The sequence below is a fragment of the Stutzerimonas frequens genome, assembly GCF_024448335.1.
In the GTDB taxonomy this organism is placed as follows: domain Bacteria; phylum Pseudomonadota; class Gammaproteobacteria; order Pseudomonadales; family Pseudomonadaceae; genus Stutzerimonas; species Stutzerimonas frequens.
Map to the genome: position 1 here is coordinate 102,938 of NZ_JAMOHM010000011.1, position 14,065 is coordinate 117,002.

14 protein-coding genes are annotated in these 14,065 nt (G+C 66.4%); 10 read left to right on the forward strand and 4 right to left on the reverse strand.

Annotated elements, in window-relative coordinates; all coding sequences use genetic code 11:
* Position 1: 1 nt before the first annotated feature.
* The 5 genes from NAO55_RS15585 to NAO55_RS15605 all read left to right on the forward strand — a co-directional run bounded on the left by NAO55_RS15585 (position 2) and on the right by NAO55_RS15605 (position 3,419).
* Positions 2-805 (forward strand): ABC transporter ATP-binding protein, encoded by an 804-nt coding sequence (locus tag NAO55_RS15585; RefSeq protein ID WP_102839962.1) that lies wholly within the window; start codon positions 2-4, stop codon positions 803-805.
* Complete coding sequence (locus NAO55_RS15590; RefSeq protein WP_102839961.1) at positions 792-1,586, forward strand: ABC transporter permease; 795 nt, start codon at positions 792-794, stop codon at positions 1,584-1,586. Before NAO55_RS15585 ends, NAO55_RS15590 begins: the two co-directional genes overlap by 14 nt.
* Positions 1,587-1,622: 36 nt before the next feature.
* Positions 1,623-2,093, forward strand: coding sequence for a nucleoside deaminase (locus NAO55_RS15595; protein WP_003280143.1), 471 nt, complete (start codon positions 1,623-1,625; stop codon positions 2,091-2,093).
* Between the two features lie 122 nt (positions 2,094-2,215).
* Complete coding sequence (locus NAO55_RS15600) at positions 2,216-2,953, forward strand: SDR family oxidoreductase (RefSeq protein WP_102839960.1); 738 nt, start codon at positions 2,216-2,218, stop codon at positions 2,951-2,953.
* A gap of 10 nt (positions 2,954-2,963) precedes the next feature.
* The gene (locus NAO55_RS15605; protein ID WP_102839959.1) at positions 2,964-3,419 is read left to right on the forward strand and encodes a carboxymuconolactone decarboxylase family protein; all 456 of its coding nucleotides are present in this window, start codon (positions 2,964-2,966) and stop codon (positions 3,417-3,419) included.
* 201 nt (positions 3,420-3,620) lie between these two features.
* Here the strand turns inward: NAO55_RS15605 and NAO55_RS15610 are convergent, their stop codons facing one another.
* Positions 3,621-4,541 carry an AraC family transcriptional regulator gene (locus tag NAO55_RS15610; RefSeq protein WP_102839958.1) on the reverse strand — a complete coding sequence of 307 codons (921 nt, stop codon included), beginning with the start codon at positions 4,539-4,541 and terminating at the stop codon, positions 3,621-3,623.
* 251 nt (positions 4,542-4,792) lie between these two features.
* On the opposite strand from NAO55_RS15610, the gene NAO55_RS15615 reads away from it, so the two are divergent.
* The 3 genes from NAO55_RS15615 to NAO55_RS15625 all read left to right on the forward strand — a co-directional run bounded on the left by NAO55_RS15615 (position 4,793) and on the right by NAO55_RS15625 (position 8,460).
* A complete protein-coding gene (locus NAO55_RS15615) occupies positions 4,793-6,349 on the forward strand; it encodes an ABC transporter ATP-binding protein (protein ID WP_102839957.1) in 1,557 nt (518 codons plus the stop codon).
* Positions 6,350-6,361: 12 nt separating this feature from the next.
* On the forward strand, positions 6,362-7,468 hold the full coding sequence (locus NAO55_RS15620) for an ABC transporter permease (protein WP_102839956.1): 1,107 nt from the start codon (positions 6,362-6,364) through the stop codon (positions 7,466-7,468).
* A 65-nt stretch (positions 7,469-7,533) separates the two neighbouring features.
* Positions 7,534-8,460 carry an ABC transporter permease gene (locus NAO55_RS15625; RefSeq protein ID WP_011914010.1) on the forward strand — a complete coding sequence of 309 codons (927 nt, stop codon included), beginning with the start codon at positions 7,534-7,536 and terminating at the stop codon, positions 8,458-8,460.
* Positions 8,461-9,162: 702 nt separating this feature from the next.
* Here the strand turns inward: NAO55_RS15625 and NAO55_RS15630 are convergent.
* Both NAO55_RS15630 and NAO55_RS15635 read right to left on the reverse strand, forming a co-directional pair.
* Complete coding sequence (locus NAO55_RS15630; RefSeq protein WP_102839955.1) at positions 9,163-9,888, reverse strand: SIMPL domain-containing protein; 726 nt, start codon at positions 9,886-9,888, stop codon at positions 9,163-9,165.
* A gap of 72 nt (positions 9,889-9,960) precedes the next feature.
* Positions 9,961-10,284 carry a hypothetical protein gene (locus tag NAO55_RS15635; RefSeq protein WP_014821140.1) on the reverse strand — a complete coding sequence of 108 codons (324 nt, stop codon included), beginning with the start codon at positions 10,282-10,284 and terminating at the stop codon, positions 9,961-9,963.
* A 193-nt stretch (positions 10,285-10,477) separates the two neighbouring features.
* Between NAO55_RS15635 and NAO55_RS15640 the strand changes: the two genes are divergently transcribed.
* Positions 10,478-11,707, forward strand: a complete 1,230-nt coding sequence (locus NAO55_RS15640) for a dicarboxylate/amino acid:cation symporter (protein ID WP_102839954.1) — start codon at positions 10,478-10,480, stop codon at positions 11,705-11,707.
* A gap of 5 nt (positions 11,708-11,712) precedes the next feature.
* Here the strand turns inward: NAO55_RS15640 and NAO55_RS15645 are convergent, their stop codons facing one another.
* The gene (locus NAO55_RS15645) at positions 11,713-11,922 is read right to left on the reverse strand and encodes a DUF3079 domain-containing protein (protein WP_063542673.1); all 210 of its coding nucleotides are present in this window, start codon (positions 11,920-11,922) and stop codon (positions 11,713-11,715) included.
* 188 nt (positions 11,923-12,110) lie between these two features.
* On the opposite strand from NAO55_RS15645, the gene NAO55_RS15650 reads away from it, so the two are divergent.
* Positions 12,111-14,057: a DNA topoisomerase III gene (locus NAO55_RS15650; RefSeq protein ID WP_102839953.1), complete on the forward strand. Its 1,947-nt coding sequence runs from the start codon at positions 12,111-12,113 to the stop codon at positions 14,055-14,057.
* The last annotated feature ends 8 nt before the right edge of the window (positions 14,058-14,065 follow it).

Here is a 14,065-nt window from a genome sequence, read left to right on the forward strand (position 1 = left end):
CATGAATGCTGCCGTCCTGCCCGCCACGCCGCGCCCCAACATCAGCTTCGATCGGGTCAGCCAGGTCTTCACCTCCTCCGATGGCAGCGAGGTGGTGGCGCTGGATAACGCCAGTTTCGACATCGGCCGTCACGAGTTCATCGCCGTGCTCGGCCCCTCGGGCTGCGGCAAATCCACGCTGCTGCGCATCCTCGCCGGGCTGGTGCGACCGACCCACGGCCAGGTCAGCATCTACGGCAGCCCGGTGGACGGCCCGCGCGACGAGATCGGCATCGTCTTCCAGAAGCCGACACTGCTGCCCTGGCTGAACATCCGCGACAACCTGACCTTTCCCATGCGCCACAAGTACGGCCGCGTCACCGCCCAGGAGATCCTCCGCGGCGAGGAGCTGCTGGAACTGGTGGGGCTCAAGGAATTCGGCAACAAGCGCCCGGACGAACTCTCCGGCGGCATGCAGCAACGCGCGGCGATCGCCCGGGCGTTGCTGCACGACCCGGAAATCCTGCTGATGGACGAGCCGTTCTCGGCACTCGACGCCCTGACCCGCGACGAGCTGAGCCTGGAGCTGCTGAATATCTGGACCCAGCGCCCGAAGACGGTGCTGTTCATCACCCACTCGATTCCCGAAGCGCTGCTGCTGGCCGACCGCATCCTGGTGATGTCGGCACGCCCCGGCCGCGTGCAGGAAATCATCGAAGTCGACCTGCCGCGTCCGCGGTCCATGCAGACCCTCACGGAGCCCCGTTTCAATGAGCTCGCCAACCATATCCGCCGCAAGGTCTTCTCGCGCCATGCCGACCATTAAGCCCAGGACACATCGCCTGAAGACGCAGGCCGATCGCCTCGCGCCCTGGCTCGCCTTCGTCGTCCTGCTGCTGGTCTGGGAGGCGGCCTGCCGCCTGCTCAAGCTGCCAAGCTTCGTGCTGCCCTCGCCCAGCGCCATTCTCGCGGCGACGCAGAAGGTCGGCCTCGGTGCCTGGGCCGAGCACATCTTCGCCACCCTGCGGGTGACACTGATGGGCTACGGCCTGTCGATCCTGATCGGCATCCCGCTGGCCATCGCCCTGGCGTCCTCGCGACTGATGTCGCGCACGCTCTATCCGCTGTTGGTCATCGTGCAGTCCACACCCATCGTCGCGGTAGCGCCGATCATCGTGGTGGTGATGGGCGCCGGCGACCTGCCGCGGGTGTTCATCACCTTCCTGATCGCCTTCTTCCCCATCGTGGTGTCCTGCGTCACCGGCCTCCTGGCGACGCCGGAAGAGCTGGTGGAACTGTCGCGCTCGCTGGGCGCGTCGAAGGCCCGCGAGTACCGCAACATCCGCCTGCCCTATGCGATTCCACACCTGTTCTCGGCGCTGCGCATCTCCATCACCCTCGCGGTGATCGGTGCGGTGGTCGCCGAGTTCGTCGCGGCGGAAAAAGGCCTGGGCTACTTCATCAACTTCTCCACCTCGATGTTCCAGGTGCCGCAAGCCTTCGCCGCGTTGATGATGCTGGTGGTGATCAGCCTGCTGCTGTTCCACCTGATCGGGCTGCTGCAGAAGATCTGCTTTCCCTGGAGCCTGCCCAAGGGCGGGCATTGAAGCCCACCACCTCTTCATCTCAGTCTGGATAACGCCATGCCTCTCGACGATCTCGCCCTGCTGCGCAAAAGCTTCGACGTCGCCCGCCGCGCGCTGGAAAACGGCACCCATCCGTTCGGCGCCATCCTGGTCGGGCCGGACGGCGAGGTGCTGCTGGAACAGGGCAACGCCTACATGCCCGACCACGACATGACCGGCCATGCCGAGCGGGTGCTGATGACCCGCGCCTCGACCCGCTACACGCCGGAATTCCTCTCGCGCTGCACCATGTACACCTCCGCCGAACCCTGCGCCATGTGCGCTGGCGCCGCCTACTGGGTCGGTCTTGGGCGCGTGGTCTACGGCCTTTCCGAGCGCAGCCTGAAGGACCTCACCGGTAACCATCCGGAAAACCCGACACTGGACTTGCCGTGCCGCATCGTCTTCGACGCCGGCCAGCGCAAGGTCGAGGTGCTCGGCCCGCTGCTGGAGGACGAAGCGGCCGCCCTGCACGAAGGCATCTGGTAGGCAGCGCCAGAATCAGGCAAGCGCCCGGCAGGATCGCCATAACGCCGGCACCGTCCTCCATCGCAGTATTCGAACCACGGCGTAACCGACGTCGCCCGAATCCACCTGCGGAGGACAACCCCATGTCGAACATCACCGGCAAAATCGTACTCATCACCGGCGCCAGCAGCGGCATCGGTGAAGCCACGGCCCGCCTGCTGGCGGCCCAGGGCGCAACCGTCGTGCTGGGCGCGCGGCGTCTCGAACGGCTGGAAAAGCTGGTCGCCGAGATCGGCGAACGCGGTGGCGTTGCCGCCTGCCGCGCGCTGGACGTAACCAGCCGCGAGGACACCCAGGCCTTCGTCGACTTCGCCGAACAGCGCTTCGGCCGCGTTGACGTGATCATCAACAACGCCGGGGTGATGCCGCTTTCGCCGCTGGATGCGCTGAAGGTCGACGAGTGGAACCGCATGATCGACGTGAACATCCGTGGCGTGCTGCACGGCATCGCCGCCGGCCTGCCGCTGATGCAGCGCCAGCGCGCCGGCCAGTTCGTCAACATCGCATCCATCGGCGTCTACGCGGTGAGCCCGACCGCGGCGGTGTACTGCGCCACCAAGTACGCGGTGCGCGCCATCTCAGAAGGCCTGCGTCAGGAGGTCGGCGGCGATATTCGCGTGACCCTGGTTTCGCCCGGCGTCACCGAATCGGAACTGGCCGAGAGCATTTCCGATGACACCGCCCGCTCGGCCATGGACGACTTCCGCCGCATCGCCATTCCGGCCGACGCCATCGCCCGCGCCATCGCCTATGCCATCGGCCAGCCGGCCGATGTCGACGTCAGCGAGCTGGTGGTGCGTCCCACCGCCAGCCCCTACTGAGGACGCCGCCATGAGCCTTCATACCAGCAACACCCTGGCGGCGGCATACCTGGCCGTGTTCAGCTCGCTTACCCTCGCCTCGCTGGACGCCGCCGGCAACGAGCGCCACGAGCGTGGCATGGCGGTCATCGAGCACCTGTCCGGCGGGGCCGGGCAACCGGTGCTCGAGGCGCTGCGCGAGGACTATCCGTTTCTCGCCGAGGGCATCACCGGCTATGCGCTGGGCGATGTCTGGGGACGCAGCGAGCTGGATGACCGCACCCGCCAGCTGGCCGCGGTCGCCGCCTTCGCCGCCCAGGGCAATCTGCCCTACATGAAGATCCACGCCGGCTACGCGCTGCGTCTGGGCGTCACCCGTGAGGAGCTGAAGGAGGTGGTCTACCTGACCACCGTGACGGCCGGCTTTCCCCGCGCCATCGATGCCGCCCAGGCATTGCGCGAGGTGCCGGACCCGGCGTCGCGCTGAATTTTAGAGCCTGTCTACGATCTAGCGAGCTAGAGTCCTGCAAGGCGCAACGACCAACGGGAGTAACAGCCGAAGGCTGGCCCGCAGGGTGAGCGCTAGCGAATCAAACAGGCGAGGACGCGGAGTTTACTGATGTAAATGAGCATCCGAGCCTGTTTTTAACGCAGCAGGGCCGACGCGCAGCAGATCGTAAACAGGCTCTCAGGCCGTGCTGCGCAGCCGGGCTAAATCCTTCACCGGCGAGGCGCCGAACAGCCGGCTGTACTCGCGGCTGAACTGCGAGGGGCTTTCGTAGCCGACCCGGTAGCCGGCGCTGGACACATCGAGCCCCTCGGCGATCAGCAGCCGCCGCGCCTCCTGCAGGCGCAGCTGCTTCTGGTACTGCAGCGGGCTCATCGAGGTGAGCGCCTTGAAGCGGTGATGCAGCGTCGAGCTGCTGAGGTTGACCCGCTGTGCCAGTTCCTCGATGCGCAGCGGCTCGACGTAGTTGCGGTTCAGCCATTCGATGGCGCGGGTGACGCGATGGCCCTGGCTGTCGCGCACTGCGATCTCATGCAGATGGCGCCCCTGGCGACCGCAGAGCAGGCGGTAGAAGATCTCGCGCATGGCCAGCGGCGCCAGCACCGGGATGTCCTGCGGGCTGGCCAAGAGCCGCACCAGGCGCAGCGTGGCGTCGAGCAACGGCGCATCGATGCGGTCCAGATAGACCCCGCGCGCAGCCCCTTCCACGGGCTGGCTCAACGGCGCGCTTTCGGCCACCAGGGTGGCGACCATCGCCGGGTCGATATCCAGGCGGATACAGAGGTACGGCTCGGCGGAGGAGGCCTCCAGCACGCGACCGGCCACCGGCACAGTGACCGAGACCACCAGGTAGTGCAGCGCATCGTAGGTGTACAGCTCATCGCCCAGGCGCACCTCCTTGCTGCCCTGCACGATGATGCACAGCGCCGGCTTGTGCAGCCCGTGCACCAGTTCGCTCGGCGCGCTGCAGCGGATCAGGAAGAGATCGTCGATGGCGGTGGGATGCATGCCGTCGTCGCACACGAGGCCATCGATCAGCCGCGCCAGGGCGGCACGCTGGGCAATCGTTTCCTCGGCGGAATGAAGGTCCAGTTGGTTCATTTGCAGGCAAACCGGTGGGAGCGGAAAGGACGGTTAGCTTAGCAGCCCATCCGGCCCCAGGTCGTCCCGCCCCATGGCGGTGCATTGGCACGACAGTGTCATCGAGTGAAGCACCAAAGCGATGCACCGGCTAACATCGTCGCATGGCCAACCGGTGGCGCAGCTGCCGTGGCCACGTCGCACCTCAATTCCTGACTGCCTGGCCAGCTTTTTGCTACACCCTGGTCATGAAAAACCCAGCGGACGCCTCCATGCCCGAATCCCAGACCGCGCGCCTCAAGCTCTGCGGCATCACCAAACAGTACCCAGGCTGCCTGGCCAACGATCGTATCGACCTGTCGATCCAGCCGGGCGAGATCCACGCCCTGCTCGGCGAGAACGGCGCCGGCAAGAGCACGCTGATGAAGATCATCTACGGCGTGACCCAGCCGGACGCCGGCGAAATCCACTGGCAGGGCGAACGGGTGACGATGCGCGATCCGGCCCAGGCCCGCGAACGCGGCATCGGCATGGTGTTCCAGCACTTCTCGCTGTTCGAGACGCTCTCGGTGGCGGAGAACATCGCCCTGGCGCTGGGCGCCAAGGCCGGTACGCCGAAGCAGCTGGAGCCGAAGATCCGTGAGGTCTCGCAGCGCTACGGCATGCCGCTGGAGCCGCAACGGCTGGTGCACAGCCTGTCCATCGGCGAGCGCCAGCGGGTGGAGATCATCCGCTGCCTGATGCAGGACATCCGCCTGCTGATCCTCGACGAACCGACCTCGGTGCTCACCCCGCAGGAGGCCGACGAGTTGTTCATCACCCTGCGCCGGCTGGCGGCCGAGGGCTGCAGCATCCTGTTCATCAGCCACAAGCTCAATGAAGTGCGCGCGCTGTGCCAGAGCGCCACGGTACTGCGCGCCGGTCGCGTATCCGGTGAATGCATACCGGCCGAATGCTCGGACCTGGAACTGGCGCGGCTGATGGTCGGCGATGCCGAAGGGCTGGAAGCCGAATACCCGAAGAGCGAGGGCCGCGCGCCGTTCCTGCGGGTGGAGCGGCTGTCCTGGCACAACGTCGATCCGTTCGGCGTGTCCCTCGAGGAGGTGGACCTGGAGGTACGCGCCGGCGAGATCGTCGGCATCGCCGGAGTCGCCGGCAACGGCCAGGACGAACTGCTCGCCCTGCTCAGTGGCGAACAGCGCCTGCCGGCCGCACAGGCCATGCGCATTCGTTTTCTCGGCGACGACGTCGCCCACCTGCGCCCCGATGCCCGCCGTCGCCACGGTATGGCCTTCGTGCCGGCCGAGCGTCTCGGTCACGGCGCGGTGCCGAGCATGAGCCTGGCCGACAACGGCCTGCTTACCGCCTTCCAGCAGACCGGCATGGTCGAGCAGGGCATGATCCGCCGCGGCAAGGTGCGCGCCTTCGCCGAACAGGTCATCCAGCGTTTCGCCGTGAAGACGCCGGACGCACAGACCCCGGCGGCGAGCCTGTCCGGTGGCAACCTGCAGAAATTCATCCTCGGGCGCGAGATCCTGCAGCAGCCGAAGCTACTGATCGCCGCGCACCCGACCTGGGGCGTCGATGTCGGCGCGGCGGCGGCGATTCATCGCGCGCTGATCGACCTGCGCGATGCCGGCGCGGCGATCCTGGTGATCTCCGAAGACCTCGAGGAGCTGTTCCAGATCAGCGACCGCATCGCCGCCCTGAGCGACGGCCGACTGTCGCCGCAGCGCGCTACCGCCAGCACCTGCCCAGTCGAAGTCGGCCGCTGGATGGCCGGCCAGTTCGAGACCAGCGACGCCCCCGTTTCCACCTCTGCCGCCTGACGAGAATCCATCATGCTGTTATCCCTGCAACCCCGCGGCGAGGCCTCACGGGCCATGCTCTGGTGCTCCCCGCTGCTGGCCGCGCTGCTGACGCTGCTGAGCGGCGCGCTGCTGTTCGCCCTGCTCGGCCATCCGCCGCTGGAAACCCTCAAGGTGCTGCTGATCGACCCGCTCGGCGATCTCTACGGCGTCTCCGAACTGCTGGTCAAGGCGCTGCCGATCCTGCTCTGCGCGCTGGGCCTGGCGGTGGTCTACAACGCACGCATCTGGAACATCGGCGCCGAAGGCCAGCTGCTCATCGGCGCCCTGGCCGGCAGCGCGCTGGCGGTCAACATCATCGACTGGGACTCGCGCTGGGCACTGGTGCTGACGCTGCTGCTCGGCACGCTCGGCGGCGCCGCCTGGGCCGGGCTCTGCGCCTGGCTGAAGACGGCGTTCAACGCCAACGAAATCCTCACCAGCATCATGCTCAACTACATCGCGCTGAACCTGCTGCTGTTCGCCGTGCACGGCCCGCTGAAGGACCCGGAAGGCTTCAACTTCCCCGAGTCGGCGATGTTCGGCGACGCCACGCGGCTGCCCGAGCTGATCGAAGGGCTGCGCGTGCATGCCGGCTTTTACTTCGCCCTGCTGGCGCTGGTAGTGGTCTGGGTGCTGCTGCAGAAGAGCTTTCTCGGCTTCCAGATCAAGGTGCTCGGCCTGGACAAGCGCGCCGCCGGCTTTGTCGGCTTCCGCGACAAGAAGCTGGTGTGGATCGCCCTGCTGATCAGCGGCGGCCTGGCCGGGCTGGCCGGCGTCGCCGAAGTCACCGGGCCGATCGGCCAGCTGGTGCCGCAGGTGTCGCCGGGCTACGGCTACGCGGCGATCACCGTGGCCTTCCTCGGCCGTCTCAACCCCATCGGCATCGTCTTCGCCAGCCTGCTGATGGCGCTGCTCTACCTCGGTGGCGAGAACGCGCAGATGGCGGCCAACCTGCCGCAGTCCATCACCCAGCTGTTCCAGGGCATGGTGCTGTTCTTCCTGCTCGCCTGCGACGTGCTGATCCTCTACCGCCCGCGCCTGAAACTGTGGGCGCGCAAGCCCCAGCTCGTCAGCGCCAAAGAGGAGCCGGCCACATGATCGTCCGCGCTGCGCTACTTCCCTTTTCACCCGCTGCCTGCCGCTTGAAGTTCGAGGCCTGACCGATGGACATGGATCTGCTGACCAATATCTTCTACGCCATGATCCGCACCGGTACGCCGCTGCTGCTGGTCGCCCTCGGCGAGCTGGTGTGCGAAAAGACCGGCGTACTCAACCTCGGCCAGGAAGGCATGATGCTGTTCGGCGCGGTGATCGGCTTCATCGTCGCCTTCGCCAGCGGCAACCTCTGGCTCGGCGTGCTGTTCGCCTGCCTGGCCGGCGTGCTGCTCTCGCTGCTGTTCGCCATGGTGGCGCTGGGCTTCAACGCCAATCAGGTCGCCACGGGCCTGGCGCTGACCATCTTCGGCGTCGGCCTGTCGTCCTTCGTCGGTGCCAGCTGGGTCGGCAAGCCACTGGCCGGCTTCGAGCCAATCGCCATTCCGCTGCTCAGCGAAATCCCCGTGATCGGCCGCATGCTGTTCGCTCAGGATCTGCTGGTGTACCTGTCCTTCGCACTGTTCGCCCTGGTGGCCTGGGTGCTGCTGAAAAGCCGCATCGGCCTGATCATCCAGGCCGTCGGCGAAAACCCCAACGCCGCCAGCGCCATGGGCCTGCCGGTGCTGCGCGTGCGCACCCTGGCGGTGATGTTCGGCGGCGCCATGGCCGGGCTTGCCGGCGGCTACATGTCGCTGGCGTACACGCCGATGTGGGCGGAAAACATGACCGCCGGCCGCGGCTGGATCGCCCTGGCCCTGGTGGTGTTCGCCAGCTGGCGGGTGAGCCGCGTCCTGCTCGGCGCCTACCTGTTCGGTCTGGCCAGCATCCTGCACCTGGTGGCCCAGGGCCTCGGCCTGGCGATCCCCGGCAACCTGCTGGCGATGCTGCCGTATGTGGCGACCATTCTGGTGCTGGTACTGCTGTCGCGGGATGCGATCCGTACGCGGCTGTACGCGCCGGTGTCGCTGGGGCAGCCCTGGCAGCCGGGGCATTGATTTGTCGGGCCGGTTGGAACGAACGGGGATCGTTGCTGGCGCTATTGGGCTGGCACTTGCATCAGGCGATTACTGAGTAAGCCGACACGGCTGGTTTCGGCCCTCCGGCCGAGTCACTTTCTCTTGTCTGGCCAAGAGAAAGTAACCAAAGAGAAGGCCACCCCGACATCCGGGTTTTGCTTCGCAAAACTTCCCTCCCTCCGGCGTTGCTCCGGGGGCCGTCGCGAAGGGACGTCCCTGTCCCTTCACTCCTCGCTCGGCGTCCTGCCTCGCGTCCCCCTACGCAACGCCTACGCTCGGCCTCCTGACGGGGGAACGAGTCCGAGTTGCCTGACAGATCGAGGAGAACCTGGTTTGTGTCTGTAATTGACTAAAGAACCCTCAGGCAACTCCAAACGCCCCTTCAGGAGGGTGAGCGGAGCCGTCGCGGAGAGGGGCGAGCCGCAGGGATGCGGCGAGAGCCGTAAAGGGCCATGGATGGCCCTTGTACGGCGACCCTCGGAGCGGCGGCGGAGAGAACGAACCCCGGCAAAGCCGGGGCCGGATGCAGGGGCAAAGCGTTTTTGGTTACTTTTTCAGCGCCTGGAAAAAGTGACTCGCCCAGCAGGGCGAAACCAAGCCTTCAAGCGACTCGGAAATCGCCAACCGCCATCACGCGAAACCCTCCGCCGCCAGACACACAGGACGCTTAAACGCCCTATATCAATCCAGGGTGTACTCAAACGTACTCACCACCCGCAACCGCTTCCCGATGGTCCGGCCACTGTCCATATCGCTGCCATCGTCATCGATCACCCGAATCACCCCCTGGTTGGCATTCTTCAAGCGCCCCAGCGTGGCACCAGCATCCTCGGCGAAGCGCGTCGCCTGCTCACGGGCATTGCTGGTCGCCGCTTCCAGCAACTGCGGCTTCAGCTCGTTGAAACCACGCAACTGATAGTGCGGCCCGGCGAAGCCGTTGACCTCGGTATCCAGCTGGACACCGGCCAAGATCAGCGGATCGACCGCATTGGCTGCCTTGCCCACGGCATCGACGCGCTCGGACTTGACCAGCACCTGACCCTGGCCGTTGAAGCGCAGCGCCACATCGCGCGAGGCCCACTCACGCGCCAGCAGATCCTGCACCTGCAACGGCCGCACCTCCAGCTCCTCGTCGGTGAAGCCCTGCTCGCGGAGGAAGTCCAGCACCCGCTGGCGATCCTCGCTGAGCCCCTTCTGCACCTCGGCGAACTGATCGCCACCACGGCGAAAGCCCAGCGTCCACACCGCGAAGTCGCTCTTCACGTCCATCTCCGCCAGGCCCTTGACCGTCACCGTGCGGTCGGCCATGCGGAAACGCTCCACGCCCTGCCCCACCGACCAGCCGGCAAAGGCCACCGCCGCGGCGATCAACGCCGCCGGCAGAAATCCGATTCGTGCTGTAGCCACGTGCTTTTCCCTGTAGGAATTGACCGAATACGCATGCTACTCCAGCGCCGGGCGAACGCCAGTTGCCAGCGCTCAACCGCGACCCAGGCGCTGCAACGCCTCCAGCCGGAAGGCGATGTGCTGCTCCAGCTCGCTCAGCTCGCGCTCCAGTCGCGCACGCTGCTGCGCATCGCTGCAGGCATCCAGCCGTTTGCGCAACGCGGCACGCTGCGCCAGCAACTCCACTTCCCGTGGCGGCACCCCGGCGCTCTTCAGCACCGAAAATGGCAAGCGCAGGCCCGGCGGCGTCTGCAGCCAGCCTTCGTCCACCACCAGCGGTTCGCCTTTTTCCTGCACGCCGCGCTGCCATCTGGCGATATCGCGGGCGATGCGTTGTTCGATGTCCTGATCGCTCATGACTCGCGCCTCTTCTACCTGCCCCGTCATGAAAACCCAGCTGCGTGACTTTGTCAGCGGCCGGCCGACGCCAGGTCATTGGCACGTCGGTTGCGTCGCGTCTGTATGATTGCACGCCGCGCGATGCGAACTTTTGCCGCAGCGTTCATTCTCTTGCTCAGCGCCACCGCTACCGATTCGAGGAGCCACCCCTTTGCCCAATCTCAACCTGCAGATTCTTATCGCGGCCTGCCTGGGTGTGGCCATCGGCTGGCTGACCGGCACGCTGCCGACCGACGCACCCTTGCGCGAAGGCGTGCTCTACGCCAGCACCCTGGCCGGCAGCATCTTCATCGGCCTGCTGAAGATGGTGCTGATCCCGCTGATCTTCACCTCCATCGTGGTCGGCGTGGCCAATCTGCAGGCGCACCATCAGGTGCACCGGGTGTGGGGCGGCGCGCTGGTCTACTTCACCCTCACCACCAGTGCGGCGATGCTGGTGGCGCTGGTCGCGGCGAACCTGTTCAAGCCGGGCGCGGGGCTGTCGCTGGATCTGTTCGCCGAGGCGATGAACGACTTCGAGGCGCGTCAGCTGACGCTACCCGAGTTCTTCCTGCACTTCTTCGCCAACCTGTTCCAGAACCCCTTCGCCGCGCTGGCCAACGGCAGCATCCTGGCCGTCGTGGTGTTCGCCATGTTCATCGGCATCGCTCTGGTAGCCGGTGGCGACCGCTATCGCAATATCCTCGTGGTGCTGCAGGAATTTCTCGAACTGATGATGCGCATCATCAGCTGGATCATGCGCCTGGCCCCGCTGGGCATCCTCGCGCTGCTGATCAAGCTGGTGGCCGAGCAGGATGTGGCGCTGCTCAGTGCGGTGGGCGGCTTCATCGTGCTGGTGTTCGCCACCACGCTGTTCCACGGCATCGTGGTGTTGCCGGGCATTCTCTTTCTCACGACCGGCAAATCGCCGCTGTGGTTCTTCCGCGGCACCCGCGAGGCGCTGATCACGGCGTTCGCCACCAGCTCCAGCGCGGCGACGTTGCCGATCTCCCTGCGCTGCGCGGAGGACAACCTCAAGGTGCGACCCGGCATCGCCGGCTTCGTGCTGCCGCTTGGCGCAACCATGAACATGGACGGCACCGCACTCTACGAAGCGGCAGCAGCGCTGTTCGTCGCCAATCTGATGGGTATCGAGCTGAGCTTGGCGCAACAGGCGGTGGTGTTCTTCACCGCGATGATCGCGTCCACCGGCGCACCGGGAATTCCCAGCGCCGGCATGGTGACCATGGTGATGGTGTTGCAGGCGGTCGGCCTGCCGGCCGAGGCGGTGGCGATCCTGCTGCCCATCGACCGCCTGCTGGATACCGTGCGCACGGCGGTCAACGTCGAGGGCGACATCATTGGCAGTGTGGTGGTGCAGCGTTTCGCCGATCGCGAATAGCCGACTCAGGAGGGCTCGTTCCGGGTGCTGACGATGATCTCCGCCTCGTTGCCCCAGCCGCCGACGGTGTGCCAATCCTCGCCGAGGATTTCAGACGGATGCATGGTGCGGTCGGCGCCATTGCCGCAGGCCAGCGAGGTGGCTGGGCAATAGCGGTCGCAGCCCCAGCAAATGCGCTCCGGATGCGGTGGGTTGAGCGGGAATTTCTTGGCCATCGCACATGCCCTCGTGGCGTTGTTGCAGGCTGTACAGGCTAAGCCTGCGTGCCGTCTCCAGACTTGATCACGCTCAAGAACGCAGGGCATCCGCGCAAAATAACTGTATGCACATACAGATAATGATTGCCTGACGCGCCATTTGTGCACATGCTTCGCGCCATCACCCACCGCCGTCATCGCCGCGCATGCAGCTCTTCCTCTGCGAAAAACCCTCCCAGGCCCGCGACATCGCCAAGGCTCTCGGCGCCAACCGGCGCGGCGACGGCTGCCTGCAGGGTGCAGGGGTGACGGTGACCTGGTGCATCGGCCACTTGCTGGAGACCGCCCCGCCGGACGCCTATGACCCACGCTACAAGCGCTGGGTGCTGGCGGACCTGCCAATCGTGCCGGAGCGCTGGAAGATGCTGGTCAAGCCGAAGACCGCCAGCCAGTTCAAGGCGGTCAAGCGTCTGCTCGGCGAATGCAGCGAACTGGTGATCGCCACCGACGCCGACCGCGAAGGCGAGATGATCGCCCGCGAGCTGGTCGAGCACTGCCGCTATCGCGGGCCGATCCGCCGGTTGTGGCTGTCGGCACTGGACGACGCCTCGATCCGCAAGGCGCTGGCTGCGCTCAAGCCCGGCGCCGAGACTTTCAATCTCTACCACGCCGCCCTCGGCCGCTCGCGCGCCGACTGGCTGATCGGCATGAACATGAGCCGGCTGTTCACCCTACTCGGCCGCCAGTCCGGTTATCAGGGCGTGCTGCCGGTGGGCCGCGTGCAGACGCCGACGCTGCGTCTGGTGGTGGACCGCGATCGCAGCATCGCCGATTTCATCCCGGTGCCGTTCTGGGCCATCGACGTGCAGCTGCTCGCCGATGGCGCCGCGTTCACCGCGCAGTGGCAGGCGCCGGACGACCTTTGCGATGACCAGGGCCGCTGCCTTGATCAGGCTCGTGCGCAGCAGGCTGCGGACGCCATGCGCAACGCCGCCAGCGCTCGCCTGCTGAAGCTCAAGACCGAGCGGCAGCGCGAAGCGGCACCCTTGCCGTTCGATCTCGGCACGCTGCAGGAAGTCTGCTCGAAGAAGCTCGGCCTCGGCGCCCAGGAAACCCTCGACATCGCCCAGGCGCTGTACGAAACCCACAAGCTGATCACCTACCCGCGCAGCGATTGCGGCTACCTGCCGCTGAGCCAGCACGGCGAAGCGCGCGCGATTGTCGCTGCGTTGACTCAAGCCGACCCGACGCTCGCGGCGCTTGAGCCGCATCTGGACCTGTCGCGCCGCTCGCGGGCCTGGAACGACGCCAAGGTCGGCTCCCACCACGGCATCATCCCAACCGCCGCCGCGCGTGGTCTGGAACGCCTGGCCGGGCGCCCGCGTGCGGTGTATGAGCTGATCCGCACGCGCTACCTGGCGCAGTTCCTGCCCAACCACGAGTACGACCGCACCCAGGCCGACTTCGACTGCGCCGCCCAGGCCTTGCGGGCGGTGGGCAAGCGGGTCGTCGAGCCCGGCTGGAAACACGCCATGCCCGAAGCGCTGGCGCCGGCAAGGGGCAATCGCGAGGCACATGCGCCGCAGAGCCTGCCAGCGCTGCAGCAGGGCCATGACTATGCCGTGGGCGAAGTCATGCTCAAGGACCAGCAGACTCAACCCCCCAAGCCCTTCACCGAAGGCGACCTGATCAAAGCGATGAAGAACGTCGCCAAGCTGGTGGATGATCCGCGGTTGAAACAGAAACTCAAGGACACCACCGGTATCGGCACCGAAGCGACTCGCGCCGGGATCATCCAGGGCCTGCTCGACCGCGGCTATCTGGTTCGCCAGGGCAAGGCGCTGGCGGCGACAGCGGCGGCGTTCAGCCTGATCGACGCCGTGCCGCGGCCGATTGCCGACCCCGGGACCACGGCGATCTGGGAGCAGGCGCTGGACATGGTGCAGAGCGGCGAAATGCCGTTGGAGGAATTCGTCGCCAAGCAATCGGCATGGATGAGCAAGCTGATGGAACGCTGCGCCGGGTTGCGCATGACCATCAGCGGTCCACCGGTGGCCGCCGGCCGCAACGGCAAACCGTGGAAGAAGAAACGCAGCGCCTCGCCACGCAGAGGGAGCGGCGCTCGGACGAGAAAACCGCGCGCGGCCGATTGAGCGGGCCT